The 18586-nt window shown below is 73.5% G+C and carries 17 protein-coding genes; 7 read left to right on the top strand and 10 right to left on the bottom strand.

All coding sequences use genetic code 11. The features are described from left to right. Positions 1 to 55: 55 nt before the first annotated feature. A complete protein-coding gene (gene pepN / locus ENKNEFLB_RS16850) occupies positions 56 to 1996 on the top strand; it encodes an aminopeptidase N (RefSeq protein ID WP_420830511.1) in 1941 nt (646 codons plus the stop codon). Positions 1997 to 2010: 14 nt separating this feature from the next. Beyond that, a complete protein-coding gene (locus ENKNEFLB_RS23240; protein WP_420830557.1) occupies positions 2011 to 2607 on the top strand; it encodes an ERAP1-like C-terminal domain-containing protein in 597 nt (198 codons plus the stop codon). Between the two features lie 25 nt (positions 2608 to 2632). Here ENKNEFLB_RS23240 and ENKNEFLB_RS16855 read toward each other — a convergent pair whose 3' ends face one another. Beyond that, positions 2633 to 3034, bottom strand: a complete 402-nt coding sequence (locus ENKNEFLB_RS16855; protein WP_214056441.1) for a DUF5130 family protein — start codon at positions 3032 to 3034, stop codon at positions 2633 to 2635. After that, positions 3021 to 3437 carry a hypothetical protein gene (locus tag ENKNEFLB_RS16860; protein WP_214056442.1) on the bottom strand — a complete coding sequence of 139 codons (417 nt, stop codon included), beginning with the start codon at positions 3435 to 3437 and terminating at the stop codon, positions 3021 to 3023. The genes ENKNEFLB_RS16855 and ENKNEFLB_RS16860 overlap by 14 nt, the downstream gene beginning before the upstream one ends. A gap of 152 nt (positions 3438 to 3589) precedes the next feature. Between ENKNEFLB_RS16860 and ENKNEFLB_RS16865 the strand changes: the two genes are divergently transcribed. Together ENKNEFLB_RS16865 and ENKNEFLB_RS16870 are read left to right on the top strand one after the other, a co-directional pair. Then, positions 3590 to 4636, top strand: coding sequence for a mechanosensitive ion channel family protein (locus ENKNEFLB_RS16865; protein WP_214056443.1), 1047 nt, complete (start codon positions 3590 to 3592; stop codon positions 4634 to 4636). 23 nt (positions 4637 to 4659) lie between these two features. Then, positions 4660 to 5046 carry a globin gene (locus tag ENKNEFLB_RS16870; protein WP_214056444.1) on the top strand — a complete coding sequence of 129 codons (387 nt, stop codon included), beginning with the start codon at positions 4660 to 4662 and terminating at the stop codon, positions 5044 to 5046. On the opposite strand, the gene ENKNEFLB_RS16875 is transcribed toward ENKNEFLB_RS16870, so the two are convergent. After that, positions 5040 to 5936: an acyl-CoA thioesterase gene (locus ENKNEFLB_RS16875; RefSeq protein WP_246535623.1), complete on the bottom strand. Its 897-nt coding sequence runs from the start codon at positions 5934 to 5936 to the stop codon at positions 5040 to 5042. The genes ENKNEFLB_RS16870 and ENKNEFLB_RS16875 overlap by 7 nt on opposite strands. Positions 5937 to 6022: 86 nt before the next feature. On the opposite strand from ENKNEFLB_RS16875, the gene ENKNEFLB_RS16880 reads away from it, so the two are divergent. Together ENKNEFLB_RS16880 and ENKNEFLB_RS16885 are read left to right on the top strand one after the other, a co-directional pair. Further along, positions 6023 to 7237, top strand: coding sequence for an acetyl-CoA C-acetyltransferase (locus ENKNEFLB_RS16880; RefSeq protein WP_214056445.1), 1215 nt, complete (start codon positions 6023 to 6025; stop codon positions 7235 to 7237). Positions 7238 to 7263: 26 nt separating this feature from the next. After that, the gene (locus ENKNEFLB_RS16885; RefSeq protein ID WP_214056446.1) at positions 7264 to 7773 is read left to right on the top strand and encodes a MarR family winged helix-turn-helix transcriptional regulator; all 510 of its coding nucleotides are present in this window, start codon (positions 7264 to 7266) and stop codon (positions 7771 to 7773) included. A gap of 6 nt (positions 7774 to 7779) precedes the next feature. On the opposite strand, the gene ettA is transcribed toward ENKNEFLB_RS16885, so the two are convergent. From ettA to ENKNEFLB_RS16910, 5 genes are all read right to left on the bottom strand, one after another. Next, positions 7780 to 9462, bottom strand: coding sequence for an energy-dependent translational throttle protein EttA (gene ettA, locus ENKNEFLB_RS16890; protein WP_214056447.1), 1683 nt, complete (start codon positions 9460 to 9462; stop codon positions 7780 to 7782). A gap of 10 nt (positions 9463 to 9472) precedes the next feature. Beyond that, positions 9473 to 9874, bottom strand: coding sequence for a single-stranded DNA-binding protein (locus ENKNEFLB_RS16895; RefSeq protein WP_214056448.1), 402 nt, complete (start codon positions 9872 to 9874; stop codon positions 9473 to 9475). A 175-nt stretch (positions 9875 to 10049) separates the two neighbouring features. After that, a complete protein-coding gene (locus ENKNEFLB_RS16900; protein ID WP_214056449.1) occupies positions 10050 to 11708 on the bottom strand; it encodes a GTPase in 1659 nt (552 codons plus the stop codon). Beyond that, on the bottom strand, positions 11705 to 13450 hold the full coding sequence (locus tag ENKNEFLB_RS16905) for a GTPase domain-containing protein (protein WP_246535624.1): 1746 nt from the start codon (positions 13448 to 13450) through the stop codon (positions 11705 to 11707). The genes ENKNEFLB_RS16900 and ENKNEFLB_RS16905 overlap by 4 nt, the downstream gene beginning before the upstream one ends. Then, positions 13447 to 14568, bottom strand: coding sequence for a PrsW family intramembrane metalloprotease (locus tag ENKNEFLB_RS16910; RefSeq protein WP_214056450.1), 1122 nt, complete (start codon positions 14566 to 14568; stop codon positions 13447 to 13449). The genes ENKNEFLB_RS16905 and ENKNEFLB_RS16910 overlap by 4 nt, the downstream gene beginning before the upstream one ends. Before the next feature lie 63 nt (positions 14569 to 14631). Between ENKNEFLB_RS16910 and ENKNEFLB_RS16915 the strand changes: the two genes are divergently transcribed. Then, complete coding sequence (locus ENKNEFLB_RS16915) at positions 14632 to 16086, top strand: aminopeptidase P family protein (protein WP_246535625.1); 1455 nt, start codon at positions 14632 to 14634, stop codon at positions 16084 to 16086. Positions 16087 to 16099: 13 nt separating this feature from the next. Here ENKNEFLB_RS16915 and ENKNEFLB_RS16920 read toward each other — a convergent pair whose 3' ends face one another. Further along, positions 16100 to 17122, bottom strand: coding sequence for a hemolysin family protein (locus ENKNEFLB_RS16920; RefSeq protein WP_214056451.1), 1023 nt, complete (start codon positions 17120 to 17122; stop codon positions 16100 to 16102). Beyond that, positions 17119 to 18573, bottom strand: a complete 1455-nt coding sequence (locus tag ENKNEFLB_RS16925; RefSeq protein WP_214056452.1) for a hemolysin family protein — start codon at positions 18571 to 18573, stop codon at positions 17119 to 17121. The genes ENKNEFLB_RS16920 and ENKNEFLB_RS16925 overlap by 4 nt, the downstream gene beginning before the upstream one ends. Positions 18574 to 18586 lie beyond the last annotated feature (13 nt).

The following is an 18586-nucleotide window of genomic DNA, read 5'->3' on the forward strand; positions in this document are numbered from 1 at the left end:
CCCGCGTCCGACGCCGCCCGGTCGACCACCCCGAACGGGTGGCAGGATCGCGGCCATGCCTGGAACCAACCTGACCCGGGACGAGGCCGCCACCCGCGCCGGCCTCCTCACCGTGGGGTCCTACCTCGTCGAGCTCGACCTCACGACCGGCGAGCACACGTTCGCCTCGACCACGACGATCGAGTTCACCTGCGCCTCACCCGGCGCCTCCACCTTCGCCGACCTGGTCGGCGCCGAGGTGCACGAGATCACCCTCAACGGCCGTGCGCTCGACCCCGCGACGGCCTACGTCGACAGCCGGATCGCGCTCGACGACCTCGCCGCGGCCAACACGCTCGTGGTCCGCGCCGACTGCACCTACTCCCGCTCCGGGGAGGGCCTGCACCGCTTCGTGGACCCGGTCGACGACCGCGTCTACCTCTACACGCAGTTCGAGGTGCCCGACGCCCGCCGCGTCTACACGACCTTCGAGCAGCCCGACCTCAAGTCGGTCTTCACCTTCCGGGTGACCGCGCCCGAGGACTGGAAGGTGGTCTCCAACTCCCCCAGCCCGGACCCCGTCCACCTCGGGGCCGGCCGCGCCCGCTGGGACTTCGCGCCGACCAAGCCGATGTCGACCTACATCACCGCCGTGGTCGCCGGGGAGTACCACGAGGTGCAGGACGTCTACGTCGGCGCGCACGGCGAGATCCCGCTCGGCCACTACTGCCGCCAGTCGCTGGTCGAGCACCTGGACGTCGAGGAGCTGCTCACGATCACCCGGCAGGGCTTCGAGTTCTTCGAGGAGGCCTTCGACTTCCCCTACCCCTTCGGCAAGTACGACCAGCTCTACGTGCCGGAGTACAACATGGGCGCGATGGAGAACGCCGGCTGCGTGACCCTGCGCGACGAGTACCTGCCGCGCAGCCGCCAGGACGGCGCCTTCTACGAGTTCCGCGCCTCCGTGGTCCTGCACGAGATGGCCCACATGTGGTTCGGCGACCTGGTGACCATGCGGTGGTGGGACGACCTGTGGCTGAACGAGTCCTTCGCGGAGTGGGCCTGCTACCACGCGGCGGTCGAGAACACCGCGTTCACCGAGTCCTGGACCGGCTTCACCAACGCCCGCAAGGTCACCGGCTACCGCCAGGACCAGATGCCCTCCACGCACCCGATCGCGGCCGACAACCACGACCTCGAGGCCGTCGAGGTCAACTTCGACATGATCACCTACGCCAAGGGCGCCTCGGTGCTCAAGCAGCTGGTGGCCTGGGTCGGGCTCGACCCCTTCCTGGTCGGCCTGCGGCAGTACTTCCGCGACCACGCCTACGGCAGCTCGGAGTTCGCCGACCTGCTCGCCGCCCTCGAGCGCTCCTCGGGCCGCGAGCTCCAGGGCTGGGCCCGGGAGTGGCTGCAGACCGCAGGCGTCAACACGCTGACCCCGGCCTCGGCCGTCGACGCCGAGGGCCGCTACACCTCGGTGACCGTGCAGCAGAGCGCGGTCCCGGAGTGGCCCACGCTGCGCCGCCACCGCCTCGGCGTCGGCCTCTACGACGAGGTCGACGGGCGCCTCGAGCTGCGCCGCCACCTCGAGATCGACGTCGAGGGTGCCACCACCGAGGTGCCCGAGCTGGTCGGCGAGCCCCGGCCCGACCTGCTGCTGCTCAACGACCACGACCTCGCCTACGCCAAGATCCGCCTCGACGAGCGGTCCCTGGCCACCGTCGTGCGGGGCCTGGCCACGCTGGACGACTCGCTGGCCCGCGCCCTGTGCTGGGGCGCCGCGTGGGACATGGTCCGCGACGGCGAGCTGGCCGCCACGGCGTACGTCGACCTCGTCCTCGGGGCGATCGGCTCGGAGACCGACGCCTTCGGCGGCAGCGTCATCCCGCGGTTCGCCGCCACGGCCGCGAACCTCTACGCCGCCCCGACCACCGCGCCGGCCTGGTCGCGCGCTGGGAGCAGGGCGTACGGCGGCTGCTGCACGAGGCCGCTCCCGGCAGCGACCTGCAGCTGACCTTCGCCCGCGCCCTGGCCGGCGCGGCGCGCAGCGACGACGCCCTCGACGAGCTCGAGGGCCTGCTGGCCGGCACGACGGGCGTACCGGGCCTCGAGGTCGACACGGACCTGCGCTGGGTCCTGGTCACCGCGCTCGCGGCACGCGGTCGCCTCGGCGAGGACCGGATCGCCGCGGAGGAGGCGCGCGACGCCACCATCTCGGGCCGCGAGCACGCCGCGGGCGCCCGGGCCGCGCTGCCGACGCCGGAGGCCAAGGAGGCGGCCTGGCAGCAGGCCTTCGTGGACCCGGAGACCCCGAACGAGACGCAGCGCTCGATCGTGACCTCGTTCTTCCAGCACGGCCAGGACGACGTCCTGGCGCCGTACGTCGGGCGCTTCCTGGACGTGGCCGGCACCGCCTACGAGCGGCTGGGCACCCAGCGTGCCTCGACGGCGCTGCGCTTCGGTTTCCCGACGGTGCTGGCCTCGCCGGGCCTGCTCGCCGACGTCGACGCGTGGCTGGCCACGACCCAGGCGAACGCCAACGCCGTCCGCTACGTCACCGAGGGCCGCTCCGAGGTCGCCCGGGCGCTGGCGGCGCGCACGGCGGACGCGGACGCGGCACGGTAGCGGCCGGCCGGGACGTCCCGGGTGCTCAGTCCTCGGTGGAGGAGTGCAGCGTCCGGGGCGCCCGGGCGTGCTCGCCCAGCATCGTGACGCCACGACGGAGGCCACCGACGAGGTCGCCCTCAGCGAAGGCGCTCTGCATCGTGAGGGCCACCAGCTCGACCTGCTTGTCGCTCAGGTGACGACGCACCCAGCCGCCGGTCACGATCTCCAGCGCGCGGGCGGTGGGGTCGACCATCACCAGGATGCTGCGGGACGGCGCGACCAGGGAGTTGTGCAACGACGTCGCGAAGGCGCGGGCACCGCCCTCGGCGGTCCCGACGAACACCGAGATCTCGGCCCGGCAGGCCTGCTCGGCGCGCCGGATGGTGTCGTCGAGCAGGGTCCGGTCGGCGCCGGTCAGGTGGGAGGAGCGGTCACCAGCGGGCACCGGCACCCCCGGCCTCGGAGCCTTCGCCGTCGGGGCCGGCGAGCTCGCCGGCCGCCTTGCGGGGACCGCCGATCCACTGGTTCTCGACGGCCGGGACACCCGGGTTGATCCGTTCGCCCCGGGCCAGCGCCGGGCCGACGGTGAGCACCGTGACGACGAGGATCACCGCGAGCGCCACCCCGCCGATCAGCAGCAGCGCGTCGAGCACGTTGACCGGCTCGTTCTGCGGCCAGCCCTGGGCGGGCACGTCGGCCGCGGCCGGGGCGGCCAGGGCCACCCCCAGGACGAGGGCGGCCGTCACCGCCGTCGTCGCGGTCAGCACCGCGGCGCGCACCGTCGGCACGGCGCGACGGCGCGGGGTCTCCCGGGGCGGGCGGGCGGCGGGGGTGGCGTGCTGCGTCACACCGCCAGGGTATCGGTCCCCACCCCGACCGCCTCCCCCGGAGGCCACCGGGACCCCCGGGCGTCGTCGCCTTGGTCACACCGGGCCCGTGCATCGGCGACAGGCCAGCCGTCGGGTCGAGATCGGGACCGGTCGGCTGCTACACACGGGGGATGCCTGCCGCTCTCCCCCTCGCCGTGGCCGTCCCCGGCCTCGACACCTTCCTCGACCTCGTCGTCGGTCCCCGCGGGACCGGCGCCGCCGACCCCTGCGCCGAGGGCCAGCAGGTCTGCACCACCGTGCTGGACTGGTCCGGCAACTCCCGCCTGGCCGCGGCCGCCGACCTGATCATCGGGACCCCGCTCCAGCTCGTGGGCTACCTCGTGCTGGCCCTGGTCGTCCGGTGGGTCGTCCACCGGCTCATCGGCCGGGTGGTGCTGCGGGCCGAGAAGGGCCCGGCCGCCGCGCCCGGCCACCAGCACCGCAGCACCCGCCGCACGCAGCGCGCACAGACCGTCGGCAGCCTGCTGAAGAGCGTCAGCACCGGGGTCATCACCGCCGTCGTGGGCACGATGATGCTGAGCGAGATCGGCGTCAACATCGCGCCGATCATCGCCTCCGCCGGGATCATCGGCGTCGCGGTCGGCTTCGGCGCCCAGTCCCTCGTGGCCGACTTCCTCTCGGGCATCTTCATGATCGTCGAGGACCAGTACGGCGTGGGCGACGTCGTCGACCTCGGGGAGGCCATCGGCACGGTCGAGGCGGTGACCCTGCGGATCACCCGGGTCCGCGACATCAACGGCACGGTCTGGTACGTCCCCAACGGCTCGATCACCCGGGTCGGCAACCAGAGCCAGAACTGGGCGCAGACCGTGCTCGACGTCGCGGTCGGCTACCACGAGGACCTCGGCCGCGTGCGCACCGTGCTGGAGTCGGTGGCCCACGACCTCTGGGAGGACGAGACCTTCGAGGGCAAGATCATCGAGGAGCCGTCCGTCTGGGGCGTGCAGAATCTCGGCCCCGACGGTGTCGACGTCCGGGTCGTGCTGAAGACCGCCCCGCTGGAGCAGTGGGCGGTCGCCCGCGAGATGCGCCAACGGATCAAGGCCCGCTTCGACGCCGAGGGCATCGAGATCCCGTTCCCCCAGCGCGTGATCTGGCACCGGGGTGACGAGGGCGACCAGCCGGCCGGGGCGCAGGCGCCCGCCGGTGGCGCCTGAGAGCGGCAGGCGATGATGGAGTCGTGAGCACCTACTACGACGAGATCGGCGGCGAGCCGGTCATCCGGGCCATCGTCCACCGCTTCTACGAGGGCGTGGCCGACGACGAGGTGCTGCGCCCGCTCTACCCCGAGCAGGACCTCGGCCCGGCCGAGGAGCGCTTCGCGACCTTCCTGATGCAGTACTGGGGCGGCCCCACGACGTACTCCGACGCCCGCGGCCACCCGCGGCTGCGGATGCGGCACGCGCCGTTCAAGGTCGACCCGGTCGCCAAGGACCACTGGCTGCTGCACTTCCGCGCCGGCCTGGACTCGGTCGACCTGACCCCCGAGCAGGACGAGAAGTTCTGGGACTACGTCACCCACGCCGCGCAGTTCATGGTCAACACCTTCGACCAGCAGGATCAGTAGGCGCGTCCCCTCGCCAGGGCCTCCTCCAGGCGTGCGCGCAGCCGGGCCGACGGCTCGACGGAGCGGCCGTGCTCGCGGTCGAAGAAGACCATCACCACCCGCCCCCGGGCGCAGACCTCGTCGCCGTCGCGGATCTCCGAGGACAGGTCCATCGACCTCGTCCCGAGCCGGGAGACGGTGGTCAGCACGGTGTAGTGCTCGGGACGCAGCACCATCGGGCGGTGGTAGTCGACCTCGGCGCGGCCGACGACCACCCCGGTGGCGTCGGTGTCGGGGTCGCGCCACAGCGCGTCGCCGATCGCGATCCGCGCCTCCTGGAGGTACTCGACGTACTTGACGTTGTTCACGTGGCGGTAGACGTCGACGTCGGAGAAGCGCACCCGCAGCTCGTAGGCCGTGGCCCGCTCGGCGTCGACGGCGCCGGGTCGCGGCCCCGCCGGTCGGTCGTCGGGCTCGAGGAACCCGGCGAGCACCTCGCGCTCGGCCGGGGTCAGCCGGCGCGGTCGCCCGCTGGCGAAGACGTACGGCGTGAGCAGGGTCGTCGCCCGGGCGTAGACGCGCCGCGCCCCGTCCGCCCCGTCCGGCTCGGGGTGGAACAGCTCGTAGCGCAGCGTGAAGCTGGCCGCGCGCACCTCGCTCACCCAGACCTCGATGTGCAGCGGGCCGCGGTCGAGGACGAGCGGGGTGAGGTAGTCGATGTCGTGGCGGACCACCAGCGCGGCCTCGCCCTGCGCCGCCTCGTCGGGAGAGCCCGGCACGACACCGGGACGCAGCAGGCGGAGCAGCTCGACCCGGGCCTCCTGGAGGTAGTCGACGTAGACGACGTTGTTGACGTGACCGAGCTCGTCGAGGTCGGCCCATCGCAGAGGGCACAAGTACGTGTGGCGCACGGACCGATGCTGTCAGAAGGCGGCTCCTCTAGGGTGGCCGGAGGCGTCGGAGCCGACGCCGCCCCCGGCAGATCGGAGCCTCACCCATGCCCGAAGCAGTCATCGTCGCCGCGACGCGCTCGCCCATCGGACGCGCCAACAAGGGCTCGCTGAAGGACCTGCGCCCCGACGACCTGGCGGCGACGATCGTCCGGGCCGCCCTGGACAAGGTGCCCGGGCTGGACCCGGCCAGCGTCGACGACCTCTACCTCGGCTGCGGCCTCCCCGGCGGGGAGTCCGGCAGCAACATGGGACGGGTGGTGAACGTGCTCAACGGCATGGACAGCGTCCCCGGCGCCACCGTGACCCGCTACTGCGCCTCGTCGGTGCAGACCACCCGGATGGCCTTCCACGCCATCAAGGCCGGCGAGGGCGACGTGTTCGTCTCCGCCGGCGTCGAGATGGTCTCCCGCTTCTTCAAGGGCACCTCCGACCACCTGCCCGACACCGTGAACCACGCCTTCGACGACGCGCAGTCGCGGACGAAGGCCACCGCGGAGAGCAACGCCGCGTGGCACGACCCCCGCCAGGACGGGGCGCTGCCCGACGTCTACATCGCGATGGGTCAGACCGCGGAGAACCTCGCCACCAGCCGGGGTCTGAGCCGGCAGGAGCTCGACGAGTTCGGCGTCCGGTCGCAGAACCTCGCCGAGAAGGCGATCGCCAACGGCTTCTGGCAGCGCGAGATCACCCCGGTGACGACTCCCGACGGCACGGTCGTGACCGCCGACGACGGCCCCCGGGCCGGCGTCACCTACGACGCGATCAAGGACCTCAAGCCGGTCTTCCGCGCCGACGGCGTCGTCACCGCCGCCAACTGCTGCCCGCTCAACGACGGCGCCGCGGCCGTGGTGATCATGTCCGACACGAAGGCCGCCGAGCTCGGCCTGACCCCGCTGGCACGGATCGTGTCCACCGGCGTGTCCGGCCTCTCGCCCGAGATCATGGGCCTCGGCCCGGTCGAGGCGACCCAGCGCGCCCTGGCCCTGGCCGGGATGAGCATCGGCGACATCGACCTCGTCGAGATCAACGAGGCGTTCGCGGCCCAGGTGGTCCCGTCCTACCAGGACCTCGGCATCGACCTCGACCGGCTCAACGTCAACGGCGGTGCGATCGCCGTGGGCCACCCGTTCGGGATGACCGGCGCCCGCCTGCAGAACACGATGCTGAACTCGCTGGACTTCCACGACAAGTCGACCGGCCTGATCACCATGTGCGTCGGCGGCGGCCAGGGCATGGCCCTCATCCTGGAGCGGGTCTGACCACCGGGCCCGGGGTCGGGGACGAGGTGCCCGGCGACGCCGGTGACGCCGGTCGTGCCCCGACCCCGTGGCTCGACGACGACGAGCAGCACGCCTGGCGCGCGCTGGTCCTCGGCTCCGAGCTCCTCTTCGGCCGCCTCAACGACGAGCTGGAGCGTCGGCACGGGCTGACCTTCACCGAGTACTCCATCCTGGTCCGGCTCTCCGAGCGGGACGGCCGGATGCGGATGGCGCAGCTCGCCGACGCGCTGGCGCACAGCCGGAGCCGCGTCACCCACACCATCAAGCGGATGGAGGGGCGGCGCCTGGTCCGCCGGGAGGACTCCCCCGAGGACGGTCGCGGCGTCGACGCGGTGATGACCGACGAGGGGCTGGCCGTGCTCGAGAAGACCGCGCCCACCCACGTGCTCGGGGTGCGCCGCCACCTGCTCGACCTCGCCGGGCCCGGCGAGGTGGCGGCGCTCGGCCGCGTCATGGACGCGGTCTGCGACCACCTGATCGCCGGGCACCCGGAGATGGAGATCCGGGAGGCCTGAGCCGCCTCAGTCGCGGGTCAGGCGCCGGTGGGTGACCCGGTGCGGGCGGGCGGCGTCGGCGCCGAGGCGCTCGATCTTGTTCTCCTCGTACGACGCGAAGTTGCCCTCGAACCAGAACCAGCGGCCGGGCTCGTCCCCCTCGCCCTCCCACGCCAGGATGTGGGTGGCGACGCGGTCCAGGAACCACCGGTCGTGCGAGGTGACGACGGCGCAGCCGGGGAACTCCAGCAGGGCGTCCTCCAGCGACGAGAGCGTCTCGACGTCGAGGTCGTTGGTGGGCTCGTCGAGCAGCAGCAGGTTGCCGCCCATCTTCAGGGTGAGCGCCAGGTTGAGCCGGTTGCGCTCCCCGCCGGAGAGCACCCCGGACTTCTTCTGCTGGTCGGGGCCCTTGAAGCCGAACGAGGCCACGTAGGCACGTGAGTTCATCTCGAAGTTCGCGACCTTGATGTAGTCCAGGCCGTCCGAGACGACCTCCCACACGTTCTTGGTGCCGTCGAGGCCACCGCGACTCTGGTCGACGTAGGAGATCTTGACGGTCTGGCCGACGTCGAGGCTGCCCGCGTCGGGCTGCTCCTGGTCGGTGATCATCCGGAACAGCGTCGTCTTGCCGACGCCGTTGGGCCCGATCACGCCGACGATCCCGGCGCGGGGCAGGGAGAAGGACAGGTCGCCGATCAGCACCCGGTCGTCGAAGCCCTTGGTGAGGTCGCGCGCCTCGAGCACCACGTCGCCCAGGCGGGGCCCGGCGGGGATGTTGATCTCGGAGGTGTCGATCTTGCGCGCCCGGTCGGCCTCGGCGGCCATCTCCTCGTAGCGCGCGAGGCGCGAGCGGCTCTTGGTCTGGCGGGCCTTGGCGTTCGAGCGCACCCACTCCAGCTCGCGCTCGAGCATCCGGGCGCGCTTGACGTCCTTCTGGCCCTCGATCTTGAGCCGGTCCTTCTTGGTCTCCAGGTAGGTGGAGTAGTTGCCCTCGTAGCCGTGGATCTGACCTCGGTCGACCTCGGCGATCCACTCGGCGACGTTGTCGAGGAAGTACCGGTCGTGGGTCACGGCCAGCACGGCGCCCGGGTAGTTCTTCAGGTGCCCCTCCAGCCACTGCACCGACTCGGCGTCGAGGTGGTTGGTGGGCTCGTCGAGCAGCAGCAGGTCGGGCTGCTGGAGCAGCAGCTTGCACAGCGCGACGCGGCGGCGCTCACCACCGGAGAGGTGGTCCACCAGGCTGTCGGCCGGGGGGCAGCGCAGGGCGTCCATGGCCTGGTCCAGGCGGGAGTCGAGGTCCCAGGCGCCGGCGTTGTCGAGGTCGGTCTGCAGGTCGCCCATCTCGGCGAGGAGCTTGTCGAAGTCGGCCTCCGGGTCGGCCATCGCCTCGGAGATCTCGTTGTAGCGGTCCAGCTTGCCCTTGACCTCGCCGACGGCCTCCTGGACGTTCTCCAGCACCGTGCGACCCTCGGTCAGGGGCGGCTCCTGCTGCAGCATGCCCACCGTGGCGTCGGGGTCCTTGACGGCCTCGCCGTTGTTGGCGTGGTCCAGCCCGGCCATGATCTTCAGCAGGGTCGACTTGCCGGCCCCGTTGGGTCCGACGACGCCGATCTTCGCTCCGTGCAGGAACGACATCGTGACGTTGTCGAGGACGACCTTCTCGCCGTGGGCCTTCCGCACCTTGTGCAGGGTGAACACATACTCCGCCATGCTCACGAGCCTACGCAGCGACGTGCTCCCCCGGCTCCGCGGGGGTGGCCGCCGCGGTCCGGGTGAAGACGGTGCTGCCGCGGGCCAGGTCGTGGCCCACGAGGACCGCCTCCACCTCGTGGGTGGTGACCGCCACGCCGTCCTTGCCCGTCCAGGTGCGGGCCGCCAGCCGACCGTGGACCACGACCGGCTGACCCTTGTGGAGCGAGGCGGCGCAGTTCTCGGCCAGGCCGCGCCAGGCGTTCACCGTGTACCACTGCGTCTCGGCGTCGCCCCAGGTCTCGGTGCGTCGGTTCCAGCGGCGCGGGGTGCAGCCCACCCGGAAGCTGGTCACCGGGACGTCGCCGGCCAGGCGCAGCGCGACCTCCCCGCCGATCCAGCCCTGCAGCGTCACCAGGGTCTCGTTGCTCATCGGTCCGTCCTCCCCGCCCGCCGGCGACGGGCACGGCACCAGCCTGCGGCCGGTGCCCGCGCCGGGGCGACCGGCGCGGCGGCGCTGGTGGACGGGCGTGCCGCCCGGGCCGCTGTGGAGGGTTCCCGACCCCACCCGACCCCACCCGACCCGGGCCGGGGGCGGGACGGTGAGGTCAGCCGCGCCGGATCGTCGCGAGCGCCTCGCGCACCTGGGCGTGCGCGGCCAGCTCGGCGGAGACCGGTGCCACCACCAGCTCGGTGGCCACCTCGGCCACCGCTCTGCGCAGCCGCTTGTCCGCCGTCCTGGCCCGCGAGCGGGCGGTGGCCCGGACCAGGACGCGACCGGCCAGGCCGAGCAGGATGCCCAGCAGCACCCCGCCGAGCAGCATCACCGTGGGCGCCGGGAGGCCACCGGCCGACGGCGTGGCCACCTCGGGGAGACCGAGGAACCCGAGCACGGCGAGGACCAGCAGCCAGGCCAGCCCGGCGGCGCCGGTCACCAGCAGCAGCCACTGCAGTCCCCGGACGGCGCGGGTCCACCACGGCAGGCGGTCGACCTGCAGGTCGGTCGAGGCCATCGCCGCGTCGAGCCGGTCGCCGAGGTCGTCGAGCCGTGAGGTCGAGGCGCGCCGCACCGAGGCCGCCCAGGGCCGGCCGAGACCGGCGGCGGCCTCGTCGGCCAGGGCCCGCACCTCGGTGTCGACCCGCGCCCGCTGGACCGGGGTCGTGGCCGGCAGGGAGGTGCGGGAGAGCCCGGTGAGCTGGCGCCCGGCGTCACCGAGGTCGAGGTGGAGCCGCTTGAGCGGGTCCGGGCGGAGCCGGGCGACCCAGCTGACGACCGGCCAGCCGGTGGCCTGACCCCCGCGCACCCGGGTGGACCGCTCGACCGCCTCGACCACCGTGGGGACGCCGGCCGCGTCGGCCAGGGCGCCCTCCAGCTCGCGCACCCGCTGCTCGGACAGGCTGCGGGCCTGCCCCTCGCCGCTCTGCTCGGCCATCCGTTCGGCCACCGCGCGCAGGTCGGCCTCGAGCCGCAGCCGGGTGGAGGCCTTGTCGCGCACCCGTCCGGCGATCTCGCCGCGCAGGTCCTCGATGCCGATCCCGTGCCGGGCGCTGACGGCGTAGACCGGCACGGCGGACAGCCCGTCGGCCGCGAGCAGCCGGCGGACGTCGGCGACCATCGCCTCGCGCTGGTCCTCGGGCACGGTGTCGATGTGGTTGAGCACCACCACCATCACGTCGCGGTGCGACTGCAGCGGAGCGAGGTAGCGGTCGTGGATCGCGGCGTCGGCGTACTTCTGGGGGTCGAGGACCCAGACGAGCAGGTCGGTGAGCTGCACGAGCCGGTCGACCTCGAGGTGGTGGCTGACCTCGGTCGAGTCGTGGTCCGGGAGGTCCAGCAGGACGACCCCGTCGAGCTGGCGGTCGTCACGGCGCTCGTCGAGCATCGAGTCGCGGGCGGTCCGGTGGCGCGGCGGGATGCCGAGCCACTCCAGCAGCTCCTCGGCGTCCTCGTGCCCCCACACGCAGGCCGAGGCCCACGAGGTGGTCGGGCGGCGGACCCCGACGGCGGAGAGCTCGAGGCCGGTCAGCGCGTTGTAGGTCGAGGACTTGCCCGACCCCGTCGCGCCGGCGATCCCGACCACGGTGTGCCGGGCGGAGAGCCGCATCCGCGACGCCGCGCGGTGCGCGGCGGCGGCGGCCTCGTCGACGACGCCGTCGTCGAGCCGTCCGCGCGCGCCCTGCGCGGCGAGCTCCAGCGCCTCGATGCGGGTCCCGAGCTCGGTGCCCCGGGTGACCAGCTTGCGGGCCCCCTCCAGCAGCGTCGTCACGTGGTCCTCTCCTGGGTGGTCTGCGGGGGCGCGGCCACGCCGCCGTGGCGGCGGGCCGCGAAGCGCTGGTCGTCGACCTTGCGGGCGGCCTCGCGCAGCCGCTCGGCCGCGCCGGGCGCGAGCCCCTGCTCGTCGAGCAGGTCGGTGAAGCGGGCGCGCTCGCCCTCGAGCAGCGCACGCAGCCGCTGGTCCAGCGAGCGCTTGGCGCGCTCGGCGAGGCGGCGTACGGCCTGGTCGCCGAAGACGGCCTCGAGCAGCTTCTGGCCGAGCACCGCCGAGCCGCCGGCGATGCCGACCTCGGTCCCGGTGACCCCGGCGGTGCTGGCGAAGACGACCACCATCAGCGCGACCGAGAGGCCGTTGACGCCGAAGGCCAGGAAACGGGCCGTGCTGCGCTTGTCGGCGCCCTCGGTGCGGACCATCTCGAGCACGTCGGACTGCCACTCGCGCACCGCTCGCTCGGTCTGGCGGCGCAGGTCGCGGGAGGCGCGGCCGAGGTCGCGGTCGCCGCGCTCGAGCAGCGCGCGGCCGGCCGGGCTCTGCCGCCACGCGGACTCGGCCCGCTCGGCGGCGGCCTCGGCGTGCTCGAGGATGAGGGTCTCCAGGCCGGACTCGACGGCCACCGTGACCTGCTCGGCCTGCCGGGGCTTGCCCTTGACCGCGCTGACCACGCGGTCGCGCAGCCAGCCGACCTTGGTCTCCAGCGAGCGCAGCAGGTCGCCGGTGCCCACGAACTCCTGCCAGCGGGCGAGCACCTCGCCCCGCAGCAGGGTGCCGTCGGCGCAGGCGCGGTTGACGGCGTCGACGGCCTCGTCGTGAGCACGGTCCACGTCGTCGTGCAGCGTCCCGGTGGCGCGTGCCTGCTCGGCCACCGCGTCGGCGACGGGGTGGGACCGTCGGGCGACGTCGCGCACGGCGCCCTCGAGCGTCTGCTGGACCACCGCGGCGCGCGCGGCCGTGTCCCCGGCGAGGTTCTCCAGCCACGCCCGCACCGGTGCGACGTGGGCCGGCGGCAGCAGGCCCTCCTCGTCGACGGGGCCCTCGGCCACGGTGAAGAGCGGGGAGTCCTTGAGCCCGCGGCTGGCGAGCATCCGGGCGAGGTGGGAGGAGACGGTGGCGACGGCGTCCTCGGGCGTGCGGTCGAGGACCACGGCCACGGCCGTCGAGCGCTCCGCGGCCTGCTTGAGGAAGCCCCACGGCACCTGGTCGGCGTAGCGGGCCGCCGAGGTGACGAAGAGCCAGAGGTCGGCGGCGGCGAGCAGCTGGGCGGCCAGCTGGCGGTTGCGCTCCTCGACCGAGTCGACGTCGGGGGCGTCGAGCACGGCCAGGCCGGCGGGGACGGCCGTGGTCGCGACCAGCTGGAGCGCGGCCGGGTCGTTCGTCGAGTGGGTCACGCGGGCCAGGTCCGGCAGCAGCCGGTCCTGGCCGAACCACGCCGCGTCGTCGGGGTGGTGCACCAGCACCGGCGAGCGGGTGGTCGGGCGGAGCACGCCCGGCGTGGTCACCCGGTGCCCGACCAGGGAGTTGACCAGCGTGGACTTGCCGGCGCCGGTGGAGCCGCCGACCACGGTGAGCAGCGGTGCGTCGAGCGTCATCAGGCGGGGGATGACGTAGTCCTCGAGCTGGTCGATCATGGCGCGCCGGGAGTCGCGCGCCGCCTCGACCCCGGCGAGGTCGAGGGGCAGCTCGGCCGCCTGGAGCGCGCTGCGGAGCCGCACGAGCGCGGTCACCATCTGGGTCATCGGGTCGGTACCACCTGTCCGGGGAAGGCTACGGCAGGTCGCACCGCTCGGATGCGGAGGACGTGGGCCTGCCCCCGAGCCTGCCAGTCGTCGGGTGCGGTGCCACGCAGCAGGCGGTGGTGGAGGAAGCCGAGCTCGATCACGGCCTGCTGGTAGTCGCGCATCGCCCGCTCCGCCGCGCGGCCCCCGGTCTCGCGGGCGTGGAGTCGTGCGGCGCGACGCGCCGGCAGGTCGACGACCCACCCGATGTCGGTCGCGGGCACCAGGCCGCGCTGGGCGGCGTCACCCAGCGCGGCGAGCAGCATCACCCGCTCGGAGCGACGCGCCCAGACCGCCAGGGCGACGATCCCGGCCAGCGCGGGCAGCATCAGCACGACGTAGACGCCGACGAAGCCCCCCAGCCCGGCCACCGTCGAGCCGTTCCACAGCCCGTGGGCCAGCACCGCGGCGAGGTAGCCGAGCAGCGGCGCGCCGACGCGCACCGACCGAGACCGGCTGGACACGGCGAGCCCGACGCCGATGCCGATGAAGGCGGTGAACAGCGGGTGGGCGAAGGGGCTGAGCACGCAGCGCACCACGAACAGCGTGGTCAGCCCGGCCACTCCCCCGGGGCCGGCGCCGTCGGTGCCGTTGTAGGCGGCGGCGAGGTAGAGGATGTTCTCGGTGAAGGCGAACCCGATGCCGACCATGCCCGCGTAGACGAGGCCGTCGAGCAGCCCGTCGAGCTCGGCGCGGCGCCACCACAGCAGCAGGAGCAGGAAGACGCCCTTGCTGGCCTCCTCGGTCACCGGGGCCACCACGGCCAGCGAGGCGGTCTCGTCGTAGCCGATCACCAGCCCGCCGATCCCGCCGAGCACCACGGCCGCGACGGTGGCCACGAAGGCGCCCCAGGCCAGGCCGGCCAGCAGCAGCCCGCGAGGCTCCGGCTCGTAGCGGTCGAGCCACAGGTAGCAGGCCACGAGCGGGACCACCGGCACCGCGGCGGCCACCGCGGCGACCAGGGTGATCCGGGGTGCGCCCGAGAGCGCGAGGAGCAGCAGGACAGCGAGGGCCCCGAGCGCCACCAGGACGGCGACGGTGACCGTGAAGGCGACGCTGTCGCGGCGGGGGGCCGGCATGGGCGAAGCGTAACGAAGGCCGACCCCGGCCCCGCCCGTCGTGACCGGTCGTAGGCTGCCGGGGTGAGCAAGGACGAGCACGACATCGCTGACCCCACCGCCCCGACCGCCGCCGAGCCCGAGGTCGGCACCGAGTCGCACGACCCGGCCGTCCCGCGGGCCTACCGCGACTTCATGCGCACCGGCTGGGGCGAGCGCGAGCTCGACCTGCCCGCCCACCCGGTCGCGCCGTACGCCGCCGCGCGTCGCCGACGCCTGGCCGAGGCGTTCCCCGGCGAGCGGCTGGTGCTGCCGGCGGGCACCTTCAAGGTGCGCTCGAACGACACCGACTACCGGTTCCGTCCCGACACCGCGCACACGTACTTCTCCGGGAACCAGACCACCGACGCGGTCCTGGTCGTGGAGGACGGCGCCGAGGTCCTCTACGCGCGCCCGCGCTCCTCGCGCGACACCGACGAGTTCTTCCGCGACCGGCAGTACGGCGAGCTGTGGGCGGGGCGCCGGCCCTCGATCCACGAGATGTCGTCGTCCCTCGGTCTCGAGGTGCGCCACCTGGACACCCTCGAGGACGACCTGCAGCGTCGCGGCGCCGCCAAGACCCGGGTGCTGCGCGGGCTCTCGTCGGCGGTCGACCGGATCGTGGCCCCCGACGCCGGGCTCGACGACGAGCTCGGGCGGGTGGCCTCGGAGATGCGTCTGGTGAAGGACGACTGGGAGGTCGGCGAGCTGCGGGAGGCCTGCGACGTCACCGCGCTCGGGTTCGAGGACTCGGTCCGGGAGTGGGACCGCGTGCTGGAGCACGGCGAGCGCTGGATCGAGGGCACCTTCTTCCGCCGGGCCCGGGCGATGGGCAACGACATCGGCTACGACTCGATCGTGGGCGGCGGCAAGCACGCCACGACGCTGCACTGGATCGAGAACTCCGGGTCGATCACGCCCGGGGAGCTGGTCCTGCTCGACATGGGCGTCGAGGGCCGCAACCTCTACACCGCCGACGTGACCCGCACCCTGCCGGTCGACGGCCGGTGGACCGCGCGCCAGCGCGAGCTGTACGACGTCGTCCTCGCCGCCCAGCAGGCCGGCATCGACGCCGTACGGCCCGGGGCGCGGTTCGCGTCGGTCCACGAGGCCTCGATGGAGGTGCTGGCGCACGCGCTGGCCGACCTGGGTCTGCTGCCGGTCAGCGCCGAGGAGGCGCTGGACCCCGAGTCCAAGGTGTACGCGCGCTGGACCCTGCACGGCACGAGCCACATGCTCGGGATGGACGTCCACGACTGCGGCCGGGCGGCACCGGAGGCGTACGCCAAGGGTGTGCTCGCCGAGGGCATGGTGCTCACGGTCGAGCCGGGGCTGTACTTCCAGGAGGACGACCTGCTGGTGCCCGAGGAGCTGCGCGGCACCGGGATCAGGATCGAGGACGACGTGCTGGTGACGGCCGACGGCAGCGAGAACCTGTCGGCGTCGCTGCCCCGCGGCGCCGACGAGGTCGAGGCCTGGATGGCGCGCCTGCGGGGCTGAGGCCTGCGGGGTCCTAGTGCTCCTCGGCCCGCTCGGGCGTGGCCGCGGCCGGCATCAGGCGGGACAGCAGGTCGGCCAGCGTCACCACGGTCGACCCGCCGTCCGCGCGGTGCACGACCGCGATCTGGGTGCCGGCGGCGCGCAGGGTGGACATCGCGTCCAGCACGGTCGTGGCGCCGTCCAGCTCGTGCAGGTCGCGCACGTAGGCCGCGACCGGCTCCTGTGCGGCGGCGGTGAGGGTGTCGCGCACGTGCACGACCCCGGACGGCTCCTCGGCCGGACCGACCAGGATCCTCAGGTGCCCGGACTCGCGGGCCTGCTGCTGCGCGTCCCCGACGGTCGCCCCGACCGGCACGCCGACCAACCGGGAGCTGCTGGTCAGGTCGTCCAGGGTGGCCTGCGACATCTCGAGCGCGCCGGAGAGCTGCGCGGACGACCGGGCGTCCAGGTCCCCCGTCTCGACGGAGTGCTGGACCAGCTGGCGCAGGTCGTCGGGGTTCTGCTCGATGGCCACCTCGTCGACCGGCTCGACCCCGACCCGGCGGACGAGGCCGTTCGCGGCGTTGTTGAGCAGGGCCAGCACGGGACGGAAGAGCCACATGAAGCCGCGCATCGGGATCGCGAACAACGTGGCCGACCTCTCGGGGTGGCTGATCGCCCAGGACTTCGGGGCCATCTCCCCGACGACGAGGTGCAGGAACGTGGTGACCACCAGCGCGAGGCCGAAGGCGACCGCGTAGGACAGCCACCCCGGGAGCCCGACCTGCTCGAGCAGCGGCTCGAGGGCGTGCTCGATGGCCGGTTCGGTGATGGCGCCGAGCGCCAGGGTGCAGGCGGTGATGCCCAGCTGGCAGCCGGCCAGGAGGACGGAGACCTCCGAGGCGCTGCGCAGGGCGGCGCGCGAGGCCTTGCTGTGGGTGGCGGCCTCCTCGAGCCGGGTGCGGCGCGAGGCGATGCTGGCGAACTCGACGGAGACGAAGAAGGCGCTCAGCACGATGATCGCGACGGTCGCGGGGATGGCGGCGAACCCGGTCATCGGCTGACCTCCTCGGTCTGGTCGGTGTGGTTCTGGTCGGTGTGGTCCTGGTCGGTGTCGTCCTCGCCCGGCAGCGGCGCGCCGACCAGCTCCAGGCGCAGGTGGGTGGGCACGTGGTGCTCGACCTCGAGGACCTCCGCACGCAGCGTGCGCTCGGGCGGGTGCTCGGAGTGGGCGAGCTCGAGCGGGTCCGGTGGCAGGTGGACCTCGACGGTGTCGCCCTCGGCCGGCAGCGCGCCGTGCTCGGCGATGACCATGCCGGCGACGGTCTCGAAGTCACCGCGCGGGAGCACCGCGCCGACCTCGCGCTCGACCTCGTCGAGGGGGGCGTCGCCGCGCACGGTCCAGGCCCGGGCGGAGGCGTCGGGCACCAGGTGCGGCTCCTCGTCGCCGTCGTGCTCGTCGGTGATCTCCCCGACGACCTCCTCGACGAGGTCCTCGAGGGTGATGATGCCGGCGAACCCGCCGTACTCGTCGACGACGCAGGCCAGCTGGTCGCCGGCCTCGGTCATCGCGGCCAGGGCGTCGGGCAGGCGCATCAGGGTCGGCAGCACGGTCGCCTCGCGGCTGACCTCGCCCACGGTCACCGTCGGGCCCTCGGGGGCGTGGTCCTCGCACGGCCGCAGCGCCTCGATGACGTCGACGAGGTGGACCACCCCGACGACCTCGCCGTGGGCGTCGAGCACGGGGTAGCGGGAGTGGCCGCCCTCCATCACCTGCAGCACCTCGCGCAGGTCGGTGCCGGCGTCGAAGACGTCGACGCGGGAGCGCGGGACGAGTGCGTGGTCGACGTCGCGCTCGGGGAAGTCGATCATCCGGTCCAGGACCAGGCTGAGCTCGGGCGGCAGCTCGCCGGCGTCCTTCGACGCGCTGACGATGCGCTGGAGGTCGTGCAGGTTGGCCGAGTGGGCGACGTCGTGGACGGGCTCGATCCGCAGCAGCCGGAGCAGGCCGTTGGAGGCCGCGTCGAAGAAGCGGATCACCCACCCGAAGGCACGCATGTAGACCAGGGTCGAGCCGGAGAGCCGCTGGGCCACGGCGTACGGCCGGGCGATCGAGAGGTTCTTGGGGAACAGCTCCCCGAAGAGCATCTGCGCGAACGTCGCCACCACCAGCGTGCCGACGGTGCCGATCGCGATGCCGGTCCCGGTCGGCACCCCGACCCCGCCCAGCAGCTCGCCGACGGCAGAGCCGATCAGCGGCTCGGCGGCGTACCCGACCATCAGGCCCGTGACGGTGATGCCGAGCTGAGCCCCGGAGAGCATGAAGGACGTGCGGTCGGTGATCTGCAGGGTCCGCTTGGCCGACCTGTCGCCCTGGGCCGCCAGCGCGTTGAGGCGCGAGCGGTCGACGGCCATGTAGGAGAACTCCTGGGCCACGAAGTAGCCGTTGGCCGCGATGATCAGGCCGATCAGGAGCACACCACCGACCAGGGACAACGCGATGCTCATGGTCGTCATGGTG

The organism is Nocardioides aquaticus (genome assembly GCF_018459925.1).
In the GTDB taxonomy this organism is placed as follows: Bacteria; Actinomycetota; Actinomycetes; order Propionibacteriales; family Nocardioidaceae; genus Nocardioides; species Nocardioides aquaticus.

What these genes read in the sequence shown, in the direction of transcription:
- pepN (WP_420830511.1), top strand. Translation starts at nt 56, where the DNA reads ATGCCTGGAACCAACCTGACCCGGGACGAGGCCGCCACCCGCGCCGGC.
- ENKNEFLB_RS16865 (WP_214056443.1), top strand. Translation starts at nt 3,590, where the DNA reads ATGCCTGCCGCTCTCCCCCTCGCCGTGGCCGTCCCCGGCCTCGACACC.
- ENKNEFLB_RS16880 (WP_214056445.1), top strand. Translation starts at nt 6,023, where the DNA reads ATGCCCGAAGCAGTCATCGTCGCCGCGACGCGCTCGCCCATCGGACGC.
- ettA (WP_214056447.1), bottom strand. Translation starts at nt 9,462, where the DNA reads ATGGCGGAGTATGTGTTCACCCTGCACAAGGTGCGGAAGGCCCACGGC.
- ENKNEFLB_RS16895 (WP_214056448.1), bottom strand. Translation starts at nt 9,874, where the DNA reads ATGAGCAACGAGACCCTGGTGACGCTGCAGGGCTGGATCGGCGGGGAG.
- ENKNEFLB_RS16905 (WP_246535624.1), bottom strand. Translation starts at nt 13,450, where the DNA reads ATGACCCAGATGGTGACCGCGCTCGTGCGGCTCCGCAGCGCGCTCCAG.
- ENKNEFLB_RS16910 (WP_214056450.1), bottom strand. Translation starts at nt 14,568, where the DNA reads ATGCCGGCCCCCCGCCGCGACAGCGTCGCCTTCACGGTCACCGTCGCC.
- ENKNEFLB_RS16920 (WP_214056451.1), bottom strand. Translation starts at nt 17,122, where the DNA reads ATGACCGGGTTCGCCGCCATCCCCGCGACCGTCGCGATCATCGTGCTG.
- ENKNEFLB_RS16925 (WP_214056452.1), bottom strand. Translation starts at nt 18,573, where the DNA reads ATGAGCATCGCGTTGTCCCTGGTCGGTGGTGTGCTCCTGATCGGCCTG.